General features: G+C 41.7%; 7 protein-coding genes. 4 read left to right on the top strand and 3 right to left on the bottom strand.

Features of this window, described 5'->3' with window-relative positions:
• Positions 1 to 21 precede the first annotated feature (21 nt).
• Positions 22 to 5,454, top strand: coding sequence for a cell envelope integrity protein TolA (locus K1X56_08550; protein MBX7094756.1), 5,433 nt, complete (start codon positions 22 to 24; stop codon positions 5,452 to 5,454).
• Between the two features lie 154 nt (positions 5,455 to 5,608).
• Positions 5,609 to 7,750, top strand: coding sequence for a S46 family peptidase (locus K1X56_08545; GenBank protein MBX7094755.1), 2,142 nt, complete (start codon positions 5,609 to 5,611; stop codon positions 7,748 to 7,750).
• A 61-nt stretch (positions 7,751 to 7,811) separates the two neighbouring features.
• Here K1X56_08545 and K1X56_08540 read toward each other — a convergent pair whose 3' ends face one another.
• Positions 7,812 to 8,807, bottom strand: a complete 996-nt coding sequence (locus K1X56_08540; GenBank protein ID MBX7094754.1) for an OmpA family protein — start codon at positions 8,805 to 8,807, stop codon at positions 7,812 to 7,814.
• A gap of 116 nt (positions 8,808 to 8,923) precedes the next feature.
• Between K1X56_08540 and K1X56_08535 the strand changes: the two genes are divergently transcribed.
• Entirely contained in the window at positions 8,924 to 9,631 is a 708-nt protein-coding gene (locus K1X56_08535) for a hypothetical protein (GenBank protein ID MBX7094753.1), read from the top strand.
• A gap of 31 nt (positions 9,632 to 9,662) precedes the next feature.
• Here K1X56_08535 and K1X56_08530 read toward each other — a convergent pair whose 3' ends face one another.
• Both K1X56_08530 and xth read right to left on the bottom strand, forming a co-directional pair.
• On the bottom strand, positions 9,663 to 11,417 hold the full coding sequence (locus tag K1X56_08530) for an ABC transporter substrate-binding protein (protein MBX7094752.1): 1,755 nt from the start codon (positions 11,415 to 11,417) through the stop codon (positions 9,663 to 9,665).
• Between the two features lie 96 nt (positions 11,418 to 11,513).
• Positions 11,514 to 12,281, bottom strand: a complete 768-nt coding sequence (xth, locus tag K1X56_08525; GenBank protein MBX7094751.1) for an exodeoxyribonuclease III — start codon at positions 12,279 to 12,281, stop codon at positions 11,514 to 11,516.
• Between the two features lie 131 nt (positions 12,282 to 12,412).
• Between xth and K1X56_08520 the strand changes: the two genes are divergently transcribed.
• Entirely contained in the window at positions 12,413 to 15,820 is a 3,408-nt protein-coding gene (locus tag K1X56_08520) for a hypothetical protein (protein ID MBX7094750.1), read from the top strand.
• The last annotated feature ends 2 nt before the right edge of the window (positions 15,821 to 15,822 follow it).

The raw sequence follows: 15,822 nt of genomic DNA, 5'->3' as shown, positions 1-15,822 counted from the left end.
TCTACCCGTGCATTCTCAAGTGTGATCAGTTTAAATCCTGGTCCCAACACCATCGAAATTAAAGCGGTGAACAATGCGGGTCAGGATCAGAAAAGTGTTGTAATCAATTACCAGCCGGTACAGGTTGTTCAGCCTCCGGTTGTAACCATTACCAATCCTACTTTAAATCCATACACCGTTTACGTTAACTCTGCCAGCGTAGATGCTACTGTGTTAAATGTAAATTCTGCGGCCGACATTACGTTGAAAATTAATGGTCAGCTCAGCTCTAATTTTACCTATAACACCACCACGAAGGTGATGAACATCGTTTCATCGCTGATTGACGGTGCAAATACATTTGAAATTAAAGCCACCAATAGCGCGGGTACCGACATTAAAGCCACCACCATTATTTACGTTAAGCAAACTGCATTACCACCGGTAGTTACCTTTACCGATCCTGCAGTAAATCCTTACACCACCACTACCAATACTAAACTTGTAAAAGCTACTGTATTGAATGTTGCGGGTCAAAGTAACATTACCGTAAAACTAAATGGCAATCCGGTAAATAATTTCACTTACAATACCAACACAAAAGTGGTAAGCTTTACGGCTACCTTATTGCAAGGTTCAAATGTGGTGCAGATTACCGGAACCAATCAGGTAGGTACCGATGTTGCCAGCACAACCATCATCTACCAGAAAAACACAACAGGTGTTCCTCCTGTGGTTACCATCACCAACCCTTCTGTTGATCCATATGCTACCACCAATCCGAATGCTTCTATTGTTGCTTCGGTATTGAATGTGACGGCTGCAAATCAAATTACATTTAAAATTAATGGTGTTCCCAGCAGCAACTTTAGCTATAATATCAGCACGCATGTTTTCCTTGCCAACGTAACATTAAATCCAGGATCGAATGTGTACGAAATTTCGGCAAGCAACAATTACGGAACGGCAAGTGAATCGCAAACCATTAATTACTCGATTCCTTGTAATGCACCAACCATTACACTGATTCAACCTGCAAGTATCAACTTCCAGACTTCACTTTCCAATTTACCGTTTACTGCAATCGTACAAAACATCAGCAACCAAAGTGCGATTACATTTAAATTAAACGGGAACAGTTATCCATTTACATTCGATCCGAACAGCGGAACGGTAAACGCAACCTTAGCTTTAAGCGGTGCCAGCAATACGGTTGAATTAAAAGCGACCAACAATTGCGGAATGGCTACACAATCGGTATTGATTTACTACCAAGCTCCATTGGTGCCACCGGTGGTTACCATTACCAACCCATCCAGCAATCCGTATACATCCACCACGTCCAGCACCACCATCAACGCAACTGTGCAACATGTAGCAGCTGCATCCAACATCACCTTTAAGGTGAATGGTGTGCCTTCTACCGCATTTACATTTAATCCGCAAAGCACACAGTTTAGCGCCAACATTAACCTGGTTACCGGAGCAAATACAGTAGAGATTACAGGTACAAACAACGACGGTAGCGATTCGAAAAGCACAGTGATCATGTATCAACCTGTTGCTCCTCCATGTCAACAACCGGTAATTGTAATGACCAACCCATCCGGAACCACTTACACCACCGGAACAAGTTCATTGGCAGTAACGGCTACCATTTTAAATGTGACCAGCGCCAATAACATCACCTTTAAATTAAACGGACAAGCGTTGCCATTTACATTCAATTCAGCAAATGGCAGCTTTATTGGAAACATCACCCTGGTGAATCCAAGCAACACCGTTGAAATTATTGCACTCAACAATTGCGGAACATCCACTTCAGCGATAAGTGTAACTTATAATCGTCCGCTATTACCTCCTGTAGTTACTATTCTTAATCCAGGACAAAATCCTTACACCAGTACGGTAGCTAATTATACCATTACGGCAAAAATTCTGAATATCACAGGAGCGTCGAATGTAACTTACACCATTAACGGAGTTAATTCTACCAACTTTACCTACGATCCGAATACAGATATTTTCTCCAGTTCGGTTACGCTGGCACAAGGAAATAATGTGTTCACTATTTCTGCGGTAAATACCGACGGAAGCGATTCGCAAAGCACAACGATTATCTACCAACCTGTTGTAGCTCCTTGTAACAATCCTGTAATTACAATGGTAGCACCTGCCACCACTTCAGAAACGGTTAGCAGTGCAAACTACACTTTACAGGCAGCCGTATTAAATGCAACACAAGCACAGATTTCTGTAAAACAAAATGGTGTAAACAAACCATTCAATTACAATGCAACTACACATGTATTAACTGCTGCAGTTACATTGGTTGATGGTTCCAATACCTTCGAAGTTTCTTCAACGAACAATTGCGGAACCGAAGTAGCCAACTTCACCATTAATTACAACCGTCCTTTACAACCACCGGTTGTAACCATTACATCACCTGCTACTGACCCTTACACTTCACAAACGGCAAATATTGCTATTGCAGCAACCGTTCAATATGTAAACGGTGCATCAGATATCACCTTTAAAGTAAACGGTGTTACCAGTACTGCATTTACCTATAATGCAACCAGCGATGTATTTGGAGCCAACATTACATTGGTTGCCGGAACAAACACCATTGAAATCATCGGAACAAATGCAGATGGAACAGATTCTGAATCACATACCATCATCTATCAGTATGTAGCTCCATGTAATCCCCCAACGGTTAGCATCACTTCTCCTGCTGCGAATTCTACAGTAAGCAATTCATCAGCAACAGTTACTGCAACAGTTACGAATGTCACCAATCAAAATGCAATCACCGTAAAATTGAATGGTAACAGTGTTCCATTCACGTTTAACAACGGACAAGTATCTGCATCAATTACATTGATCGACGGAAGTAACTTTGTTGAAATCAGCGCCGGAAGTAATTGTGGAAATGCAAGCGATAACATCAGCATTACGTATAATCGTCCGCTTGTTCCTCCAACAGTAAACATCACTGCACCACAAAATGGAACAGTTACGGCTAATGCTACAACAAACGTTACAGCAGTAATCACCAATGTGAGCAGCTCATCGAATGTATCGTTCATGGTGAATGGAAATGCGAACAGCAACTTTACCTACGATCCGAATACAGACCAGTTTAGCGCAAGCATTACATTAAACGCAGGTTTAAATACGATTGTAATTACCGGTACCAATAATGACGGACAAGCAACGGATCAAACCACGATCACTTATCAGCCTTGTCTTGCTCCGCAAATTATCATGAGCCAACCATCAGGAAATTCTACCAATGTTAGCGCAGCGAACTTCAACCTTGCTGCCATGGTTCAAAACGGAAACAACACCACTGCAACCGTTACATTAAACGGAAGCACTGTTGCTTCTAATTTCGATGGCAGTTCTATAACTGCGGGACTGAATTTAAATGCAGGTACCAATAACATTACCGTATCGGTAAGCGGCTCTTGCGGTAACGACAGCGAAAGCTTTACCATTATCTACACACCTTGTCTTGCACCAGAAATTACACTCGATCAGATCAACCAAAACGGTAATACCACTACGGCAACTTCATTAGGTTTAACCGGTATGGTAAGTAATTTCAACGGCACAACTTTAAGCGCTACCATTAATGGTAACCCGGTTAATGTTTCATACAGTGGTGGAATATTCAGCGGATCCGTTTCTCTGACTCAAGGTGCAAACACCATTGTTGTTAGTGTAAATGGTCCTTGCGGAAGCGATACCAAAACCATCAACATCACATCGCAACCTTGTACTGCTCCTACCATTAACATGGTTAATCCAACCAGCCAGAACATCACCGTAAGTGATCCTAATTTTACTGTGATTGCGAATGTAATTGGTGGAACAAACAATGTGATTACGGTAAATCTGAATTCACTTGCAGTTTGTACTTATACAGGAAATCCAGGTATTTCTTGTGCCATGACGTTACCACAAGGAAGCAATACCATTCAGATTGCAGTTCGCGGCGATTGCGGTAATGCATATAAAAACTTTACCGTAACGTATACGCCTCCTGTAAATAACAATGGCAACGGTAATAATGGAAATAATGGTAACAATGGCAATAACGGAAATGGTAATAACAATTCCGATAGCACCATCACCATTTGTCACATCCCTCCGGGTAATCCGAACAACCCGCAAACCATTACTATTCCATTAAGCGCATGGGCTGCCCACCAGGCACATGGTGATGTATTAGGTGCTTGTCCGACCAACACCCAAAATAACGGGAATGGAAATAACGGCAACAATGGAAATGGCAACAACGAAAATGGTAATAACAATTCCGATAGCACCATCACCATTTGTCACATCCCTCCGGGCAACCCGAACAACCCGCAAACCATCACTATCCCATTAAGCGCATGGGCTGCTCACCAGGCACATGGTGATGCGTTGGGTGCATGTCCGACCAACAACCAAAATAATGGTAATGGTCACCACGAAGATGATGACGACCATAACAACAATGGAGATCATGATGACGATGATGATCATAACAATGGAAACAATGGCAACAACGGAAATCACAATGACGATGACGACGATGACCATGGTAATAACAATGTTGTTGAAGACAGCACCGTTACTATTTGTCACCTTCCTCCCGGAAACACCAATAATCCGCAAACCATTAACATTCCTTTAAGTGCCTTGCAAGCGCATCTTGATCATGGAGATTATCTCGGATCATGCGTTAACAATCAGGGCAACGGCAACAACGGAAACGGGAATAATGGGAATGGAAATAATGGCAATAGCGGCAACGGAAATAACGGTAATCATAACAACGATGATGACGATCATGGAAACAACAAAAACACACAGTCCGGCGGAAACAACAACGTTCAGCAGGGTGGTCAATCCATCGATCCGAACAAAGCGTATAACGATGCCATCACCGAAGGTGATAAAGCCTATAACGAAGGGAAATTTGTAATTGCGAAAAAACAATACGAAAAAGCCCTTAGCTACAAGCCGAATGAATCTTATCCACGCGAAAAAATCGCTCAATGTGAAGCTGGTTTAAAAGCGCGTCAGGATAACCAGGAAGCACAACGTAAAGCGCAGGAAGAAGCACAACGCAAAGCTCAGGAAGAAGCACAACGTAAAGCGCAGGAAGAAGCACAGCGTAAGGCGAACCAGGATGCACAAAACAAAGCGAACCAGGAAGCGCAACGTAAAGCACAGGAAGAAGCACAACGCAAGGCCCAACAAGAAGCGCAGCAGAAAGCGCAACAAGAAGCACAACAAAAAGCGCAACAGGAAGCTGCTAAGAAGAAAGCTGAAGAAGCGGCCGCAAAGAAAAAAGCCGAAGAAGAAGCCAAGAAAAAAGCTGCTGAAGAGGAGGCTAAGAAAAAGGAAAAAGCGGGAGGCATTAAACCAACCGGTAAAAACGGGATTACCGTTAACGAAGAAGGGGTTAAATAAAGCATATTACACAAAGAAAAAGGGGGCGGTTGCCCCCTTTTTTTGTCCCTATTCCTCCAAAAAACATGATTTATCTCGCTTTTTTGCCACTTATCGAAATTTTTGGACTAAAAACGGCTTTAGTGGCTATATTCGCTTCCCAACAAAAATTAAAATGAAAAAGATCCTTGTATTTGTCGCAGCCCTCTTAACCGCGGCGACAGCTCATGCCGATGAAGGAATGTGGCTGCTGATGCATCTGAAAAAGATGAATCAGGAAGATATGCAGAAGAAAGGTTTTAAACTTACTGCAGAAGATATTTACAACATCAATAAACCCGGATTAAAAGACGCCGTGGTTTCACTTGGCGGTTTTTGTACTGCAGAAGTGATTTCCAATGAAGGTTTATTATTGACCAACCACCACTGTGCTTATGATGCAGTGCAAACCTTTTCTACGGTAGAGCACGATTACCTGACAGATGGTTTTTGGGCTATGAAAAAATCGGAAGAATTGAATGTTCCTGGTCTATATGTAAACTTCCTGGTTCGCATGGAAGATGTTACTGAACAAATCATGACTGCTGCCGGAAACACTAGCGGACAAGCTCGTCAGGATATCATCAAAAAGAAAAGTGATGAAATCAGAGCGAATGCTACCAAGGGTACGCACTATATCTCTGAATTAAAATCGTTTTTCGACGGTAATGAATACTACTTGTTCATTTACGAAACTTATAAGGATGTTCGTTTAGTAGGAGCTCCTCCAAGTTCCATCGGAAAATTCGGTGGAGATACCGACAACTGGATGTGGCCTCGTCACACCGGTGACTTCTCTCTTCTCCGAGTTTATATGAGTCCCGATGGAAAACCGGCAGAATACTCACCCAACAATGTTCCGCTGAAGCCTCGTCACCATTTACCCATTTCACTAAAAGGTGTTCAGCAAAATGATTTTGCCATGATTATGGGTTATCCAGGAAGCACAGATCGTTTCCTTACTTCGTATGGAGTAAAACAGGCGATCGACATTGAGCAGCCTGCTCGTGTGAAGCTGCGTGGAACCCGCCTTGAGATCATGAAAAAAGACATGGATCAAAGCGACAAAATCCGTATTCAATACGCTTCTCATTACGCTCAGATTTCGAACTACTGGAAGTACTTCATTGGTCAGACCCGTGGATTAAAACGCCTGAAAGTATACGAAAAGAAAAAAGCTGAAGAAGAGGCATTTGTACAATGGATCAATGCCGATGCTAACCGCAAGACACGTTATGCTAATGTGATTTCCGATATGGAAACTGCCTATAAGGAACTCGATAAAGTAATTCTTCCGGATGTTTACTTCAATGAGTGTGTTTTCGGAATGGAAATCAATATGCTTTTCCTCAAATTATTCCCGCTCTATGGCGCATTGAAAAATCCGGATATCGCTCCTGAGCAGTTAAATGCCGTTGTAGAAAGTGTTCGTCCGGAAGTTGAAGATTATTTCAAAAACCACAACGCGTCTACCGACATCAACCTCATGGCTGCCATGATGAAAATGTACTACACAGATATTCCTGCTGAATACCATCCGAAATTCCTTACCGAAATTCACAAAAAATCGAAAGGGGATTTCCAAAAATGGGTAAGCGCTTATTATGCTAAATCTGTATTCACCGATAAAGCACGCTTAGATGCTTATTTGAAAAAACCTGATCTGAAAAAACTTGAAGCAGACCTCGGATTCAAATTAATGATGGATTTCATTACCGTTTACAGAACCTTTAGTGCACAATCTGCCGAAGCAACCAACAAACTCACAGAAGCTACTCGTTTATATGTTGAAGGTATTCGCAAAATGATGACGGATAAAAAATTCTATCCGAATGCGAATTTCACCATGCGTTTAACCTATGGACAAGTTCTGGCTTATGTTCCTCAGGATGCAGTGAGCTATTCGTACTTCACTACCCTGGATGGTATTATTGAAAAAGAAGACCCTAACAACGATGAGTTTATCGTTCCTGCGAAATTGAAAGAGCTTTGGAAAAACAAAGATTATGGTCAATATGGAGAGAACGGTGTAATGAAAGTTGCGTTCCTTTCGAATACCGACATCACCGGAGGAAACTCGGGTAGTCCGGTAATTAACGGTAACGGCGAATTAATCGGTGTTGCTTTCGACGGAAACTGGGAAGCAATGTCGGGCGATATCGCATTTGAACCGAACTTACAACGTACCATCTCTGTAGATGTTCGCTATGTATTATTTATTATTGATAAATATGCCGGTGCGAAACATCTGATCGATGAAATGACATTGGTGAAATAATTATTTCACTACATAAAAAAAGGGGGCTTAGGCCCCCTTTTTTATTGCTTATTATTTTTCATTAATTCTGAATCGCTTTATACAACTCATCCAAATTTGGAATCAGAATAATTTCAATCCTTCTGTTTTTCGATTTATCATTAGGATCAACAGGCAAAAATTCACTTCTTCCCGCAGCGGTAATTCGTTTTGGATCCATTTTAGAGTTCTCCATCATGAGTTTTACAACCGAGGTGGCACGCAATACGGATAGTTCCCAATTGTCGCGCGGTACATTTGGAGAATTAAGTTTATCGGTGTCGGTATGACCCTCTACCTGTACTTCAATATCCTTTTGGTCTTCCAGAATTTTTGCGAGTTTAATCAATGCTTCTTTACCTTCCTGGTCCACTTTATAACTACCGGATGCAAAAAGCAATTTCGCTTCCATGGAAACATAAACGCGGCCGTTTTTCTGCTCCACTGTTAAGCCTTTATCTTTAAACGCAAGCAATGCATTGGCTACTTTTTCTTTCAGCGCTTTCGAAGCGGCTTCCTGACGAGCAAGCACATCTTCCAGTTCACGAATGCGTTTTTCTTTATCGGCAAGTTCTTTGGTTTTTAAATCCAGTTCCTGCTTTTTCACATTCAGTTCGCGCTCGAACATTTTTAAATCATCTTCCTTCTTTTGCAATTCAAGACGAGTGGCTTCCAGCTGTGCAGATAATTTTGAAGATTCTAATTCACTTCCTTTTTGAAGCAATTCAAGTTTCTTCATGATTTCATCATTGAGCTTATTGATTTTGTCGTATTGCTCACGCATCTGGCGATAGGAAGCTCCCAAAATAGAAGTGTCGCGCGATAAAGCATCCGTCGCTTTTTTCAATCGCGTTAATTCACTTTGCATTTCTTTATGTTCATCGAAAAACTTCCGGGTACTGTCGCGTAATGCTTTCAGTTCTGCGTCGCAAGCCTTGTATTTGGCTTCGGCTTCATCGAGTTTGCGCGAAGGCACGCAAGCACTGAGGTAAAGTGCCAAGAGTGGTAAAATAATAAACAGGATTCTTTTTGTCTTCATAAGAGTTTAATAAAGTTCAACCTTTCCGTATCCCTCAAAATTATGCCAGTAACTAAGATTCTTCACTTTAAGGCAACTCTTTTTTTGAACAAACGTTATGAAGAAAAAACAGGAAGATGAACGGACTTGATCACGATTGGTTCCTTCAACCCTCCATCGATTTTGAAGGTAAATCGTATACCCTGCTGGCCTGGCTGCAAGGGGTTGACCATGCCTTTGCCAATAAAGAACTGCTTCCCTGGCGGAATGAACTGGAGTTAAAGGAGGAAATCCTGCACCAATTTTTACGCGGAATGGCCGATCTAGCCGATGTAGAAAAAGGCGATTTAAAAGGTGTAAATACAGCTAAATGGGAACTGGATTATGCTCATCACCCGGTGAAGGATGAATACCTGATTACCCTGGAAAAAATTGCCAAATGGTCCATTCCCCTCCTCCATACCAGATGTCGCCAATTCCAAGAAATGGAGCTGGAAATTGAATATAAAACAGCGCTGGAACCCATTGGGGTGGAACCGATAAAACCGGAAGAAGGTTTCATTCTATTTCCACGTTCGGCCAGGGTTATTCGTGCTTTCCAATTTAAACGTTCTGCTTTATATCAGGCTACTCAGGACGAATCGCTATCCATCTCCACCACCTTTGCAGGTGATTTCTTTTTATCACTCAGTGAGAGCTTATCCCGTATAAAAATGAAACTATGGGAGCATTCCGGTAAAAGAGCTATGGCGGCCTATTACCTGAATTTGGATGCGGGGATGTATCCGGAGGAATCTACCGTATTACCCATAGCGCGTAAGAAACTTTGGAATCACCTGAAATAAAAAAGAGCCGGATGAACCGGCTCTTGATAGATTATTTTTTTCCTTTTTTATCTTTCTTTTCATCCAATGCAAAATACACACGGGAGAGATCTCTGTACTCCATGGCATTGATCGGGAAATTGCGAACATTGGTTTGTACCAGACGAATGTAGTTATCGTAATAAACAGGCATAACAACTGCATCATCAATAATAATCTGATCGCACTTAGCAAACAACTCTAAACGTTCTTTTTCATCCACGGTACGAAGCGCAGCCTGGAAGGTTGAATCGAAAACCGGACTTGAATAACGGGTAAAATTGATGTATGATTTGTCGGATGGATTAGCAGGAACATGTTTTCCGTAGAACAAGTTCAGGAAGTTTTCCGGATCCGGATAGTCGGCCACCCATGCAGAGCGCCAGAAATCAGCTTTACCCGATTCGAAATTTTCGATGAGTTGATTCAAAGGCATCACTTGCATTTCGACATCAACCCCTAAATTTTCTTTTAACATTCCTTGTACAGCTTCAGCCAACAATTCATTGGTTGATCCACCGGAGTTAAGTTGCAATACCACTTTAGGGAATCCTCTTCCATTGGGATAACCTGCTTCCGACATCAGCTTACGTGCCAGGTTCGGATCGAATGCAAATCCTTTTACGTTACTTGCCGGATAGTTACCAAAAGGAGGAACAAATCCATAAGTAGCAGCTGTTCCTTCACCCTGAAGGGTATAAGTAACTAATTTTTCACGGTCAATAGCATAGTTGAATGCCTGACGTACACGCTTATCTTTAAATACATCTCCATTGCTCAGGAAGGCGTAAAACTGAATGGATAAAGCATCAATCATTTGAAGTTCAAAGTCGATATTTCCACCTTGTTTTGCTTCTTCCTGCGAACCAAGTACAGATGAAATTTCTTCTACTGGAAGCTTCCAGACCATATCCAGATTCTTCTTGCGGAATTCCATCAATTCGGTTTTCTTCTCTTTGTGGAAGGTGAATTTTACACCTTGCAAATAAGGAAGTTTATTTCCGTGTTCATCAATTTCCCAGTAGTTTTCATTCTTTTCAAGAAGAACCATTTGTCCGTCTTTAATCGACTTGATAACAAAAGGACCCGTACCTACCACTTTCGTACGCATATCATCCTTGTACTTTTCATACGCTTCTTTCGGATAAACCCAGCAACCAGAGTGTGCAATCACTTTCGGGAAAGCAGAGAATGAAAAATTAAGATCGATTTGAAGGGTATTGTTGTCGATTACCTTAATACCCGAAACACCACCTGCAGGACCCGGCTTTCCGCCAATGGTTGCATCGTAATGTTCATTGGCTCCTTTTACTTTGTCTTTAAACAACCAGTAAACCTTGTTATCACCGGTAGCGGTGCAGATTTTATCGAAGCAATATTTAAAATCATTAGCGGTTACCTCGCGGCCTTTACCACCGAAACATTCATCGTCGTGGAACATTACACCTTTTCTGATTTTAAAGGTGAACTGCGTTGCATCGGGATTGGCTTCGAATGATTCAGCAATATTTGGAACAACTTCCAACGTTTTCTGATCGAATTTCAGAAGACCCTGATACATCTGGCTGGCGATGTGATGTGAGGTGATATCGTTAATGCTCAGGGGAAACAGATTTTTGAAATCTTCTACCTGGTTGATCTTAAAGATCCCCCCGTAAACTACTCCACCCTTGGCTTCAACCATTTTAATCTCTTCTCCATTTTTACCTCCACCACAGGAAGCTAACAAAGCAGATAGCGCAAGAACAGGGATAAGCTTTTTCATCATTTGTTCGGTATTTTTTAGCGACGAAGGCAAATATAGCCAAATAATTAAAAAATAAAGGAGAAAGTGAACGATGGGAAATAAAGTTGACAAACGGAATTAAAGGTCGATCTCAAGGAGAACCGGACAATGATCCGAATGTTTGGCCTCGGGTAATATTCGGGATGCCTTTAGTCGCTTTTCCAATGGCTTTGTGGCCATGTGATAATCGATGCGCCAGCCCAGGTTTTTAGCTCTGGCATTGGCCCTGAAACTCCACCAGGTATATTGCTTGGGCTCCTGATTAAAAACCCGGAACGCATCCACAAACCCGCTTTCCACAAAACGATCTACCCATTCCCGCTCTTCGGGAAGAAATCCGGATGAATTTTTATTGCTCACCGGATTATGGATATCGATGGCTTTGTGACAAATATTGTAATCGCCCGAAATAATGAGGTTTGGTCGTTTTTTGCGTAATTCGGTAGCATAAGGGAGGAAATCTTCCAGAAATTCCATCTTAAACGCCTGACGTTCATCACCGGAACTCCCGCTGGGAAAATAGGCGCTCATCACCGAAACATCGCCAAAATCGCAGCGGATAATCCGCCCTTCATGGTCGTATTTGGGCATTCCGCAGCCGATTTCAACATTGTCCGGCTCCAGTTTGCTTAAAATGGCAACACCGCTATAGCCTTTTTTATCGGCCGGATGCCAATGGGTAAAATAACCCATTTCTTCGAAGGGACGAATATCAATCTGATCGGGGGTTGCTTTGATTTCCTGCAAACAGACAATATCGGCGTCCACTGCCTTTAACCAATCGAGCCAGCCCTTTGTAATGGCAGCTCTTATTCCGTTTACATTGTAGGTGATGATTTTAGCCATGTACGAAAATAAAGATTATTGCTTGGCCAACAAGCTCATGCTAGAAAAGATGATTTAACGTTATTTTGTATTCGAATTAGTCACAGCTGAAACTATTGTTGCGCATATCTCTTTTGTTCATCACCATCCTTATGGTGAAAGGTGCTCTAGCGCAAACTAATTTCAGGAGTAAAAACTGGATTAGTACCACCGACACGATCTGGCTCGACACGCTGAGTATTGTTCCGGGTACCGTGGAAGTAATCCGGAATGGAAAAACTATTGACCCGAGCCTGATCCGGGAAGAACCTTTTTACGGATATATTCTCCTTTCATTGCCACCGGGTGATTCCATTCAAATCAATTACCGGGTTTTTCCGGAACAACTTACACGCATTCATTATCACAAATCACTTCCGGAGAATAGTCCCGATATTAAAAACAGACCCAATTCATTTTCTTTTCAGCCCGGGAAAAAAAATTCCGACTTCTTCGACAGTGATGGATTGTCCAAATCGGGAAGCATATCCCGCGGTGTAAATTTCGGGAACAATCAGGATTTATCCGTCAACTCCAACCTCAACCTTCAGCTATCGGGAAAAATCAGCGACCGCGTAAGTATTCTGGCCAGTATAACCGACGATAACATTCCCATACAACCCGATGGAAATACACAACAATTGCAGGATTTCGATCAGGTATTTATTAAAGTGTATGATCAAAAATCTGCGCTCATAGCCGGTGATTTCTGGATGAAAAAACCAAAAGGATATTTTATGGTTTATCAGAAACGCGGACAAGGCGCATCCTTTTCCACGAAACAGGATTTTAAAAATTTCAGCTACGAAACGCGAACAAGTGCAGCCATTTCGAAAGGAAAATTCGCAAGAAACGTTATTCAAGGTGTAGAAGGAAATCAAGGTCCCTACCGCTTGAAAGGTTCGGAAAACGAAACATTCATCATTGTATTGGCCGGAACTGAAGTCGTTTACATTGATGGTCAGCAATTAAAACGCGGGCAAGAAAACGATTACGTGATCGATTACAACACCTCCGAAATTACCTTTACACCCAACCGGCTTATTACCAAAGACCGAAGGATTATAGTCGAATTTCAGTATTCCGATAAAAATTATGCGCGTTCCATTCTGGAGTCGAACAATGTTTTTAGCAAGGAAAAAACGCTGATTTATGTTAATGCATATTCCGAGCAGGACAGCAAAAATCAACCCTTGCAACAAAACCTCAGCGATAGTGCAAAACTTCTGCTGAACAGTGTGGGCGATAGTACACAGCTTGCTGTTTTTCCTTCGGCAGACAGCGTTGGATACAGCGACAATTTGGTTTTGTATAAAAAAACCGATTCCCTCGGATACAATCCGGTGTACGTGTATTCCACGAATCCCGATTCTGCTTTATATCGTCTGCATTTTGCATTTGTAGGAAGCGGAAAAGGAGATTATGTGCAATCGGAATTTACAGCACTGGGCAGAACCTTTAAATGGGTTGCGCCGGACACGGTGGGAGGCATTATTTATCAGCGGGGCGACCACAATCCGGTCCAGGTTTTAATCTCCCCCAAAAAACGACAAATGGTAAGTGCCGGACTAGAACAACAAATCGGCAAAAAAGGGAAATTTTCGGTGGAGGGTGTTTATACCAATTACAACCGCAATACATTTTCGGATTTGAACAAAAGCGATGATCAGGGATATGGATTTAAAATTGGATATGAACAGGAAATAAGAATTGGAAAAAAAGAAAATGATATCCGAATTGTACCCAAAGTAAGTATAGAAAACATCAGTAAAAATTTCAGTCAGATAGAACGTTTTCGCGCTGTAGAGTTTGAACGGAACTGGAATATTTTAAACCGCACCCTAACGGGTGATCAATACATTAGTGATGTTAAGTTCGACGTGCTAAAAGGAAAAACCGGAAGATTAGGTTATGGTTTTAATACCTTTTATTCGGGCTCGTCGTTTCAGGGACAAATGCAAAATGGTATTTTAAACTACCAGGAAAAAGGATGGGATCTTCGTTTTACGGGAAGTTCATTACAAACAGACGGAGCCGTTAAAACCCAATTTAACCGTCACAAATCTAATCTGTCTAAAAACATAAAAGGCATCACCATCGGTTTTCGGGACGAACAGGAAAGCAATAAATTTTTCATACGCACGAGTGATAGTCTGGCTAAAAACAGTTACTCGTTTTACGATTATGAAATTTACCTTCAGTCGGCCGATTCGAGTAATAATCGCTTTGGCGCATCATACCGCGAACGACGCGACCGGATATCGGATACCCTTTCTTTATCCAAAGCCACCCGTGCACGGCAGTATGCCATTAAAACTGATCTATTAAAAAATCCGAAAAATCAGTTACGCATCAATGCAGGATATCGCGAATTGGAAATTATCGACACCACACTTACTTCGCAAAAACCCGATCAAACCATTTTAACACGGATAGAATACGATTTTAAAATGGCAAAAAATGCTGTTTCGTTATCTACTTTTTATGAAATAGGAACCGGACAGGAACTTAAAAAGGAATTTATTTACCTGGAAGTGCCGGCAGGACAAGGCATATATACCTGGATCGATTACAATGAAAATGGAGTAAAAGAATTAAATGAATTCGAGATTGCTGCCTTTCCGGATCAGGCAACGTATATCCGTTCATTTACACCCACCAATGAATATGTAAAAACATACACCAACCAGTTTAGTCAAACCCTCAATTTAAATCCCGCCAACATCTGGAAAAATAAAAAAGGAATCCGCAAAAAATTATCTGTTCTATCGAATCAAACGGCTTATCGTGTGGACCGCAAAACCAATTCGGAAAGCGAAGGAAACAGGTTTAATCCCTTTTTGCGTGAAGTATCCGACTCCAGTTTATTGTCGCTCAACGCATCGTTCCGAAATACCTTTTTTATTAACCGAACGGGATCTGTTTTCGGAATCGATCACACCTATCAGGATGTACGCGGAAAAAGTTTATTGACGAATGGATTCGATTCGAGATTTAACCGTTTTCATCTTGTAAAAATTCGCTGGAACATAACCCCCGAATACAATTTGGTGGTAGAGGGCGAACAGGGAACAAAAGGAAATAATTCTGATTTTCTAAGCGGAAGAAATTACAGCATCAGTTATCTGAAAGCAAATCCGAAATTCAGTTATCAGCCCAACACAAAATTCAGGTCGACCATTGCTTACAAGTATTCCGACAAACAAAACAAAGAAGAATATGGAAACGAACATGCCGTGATTAATGACATAGGGTTGGAGATCCGATATAATGTGGTGAACAAAGGAAGTCTGCTTGCTACATTTAACTATGTAGGCATCATTTACAACGGCAACAGTTCCAGCTCTCTCGGTTTTGAAATGCTGGATGCTTTAAAACCCGGAACAAATTTCACCTGGACCGCCAGCTGGCAACAGAATTTATCGAAACACATGCAATTGAATCTAACCTACAATGCCCGTAAAACAGAAAGCAATAAATCCATTCACACCGGAGGCGTGCAAATTCGGGCTTATTTTTAATT

It is taken from the genome of Flavobacteriales bacterium (assembly GCA_019694795.1).
Lineage (GTDB): Bacteria > Bacteroidota > Bacteroidia > Flavobacteriales_D > UBA2798 > UBA2798.
Note: the sequence above shows the minus strand (reverse complement) of the source record. Positions and strands in the feature narration are given on the sequence as shown.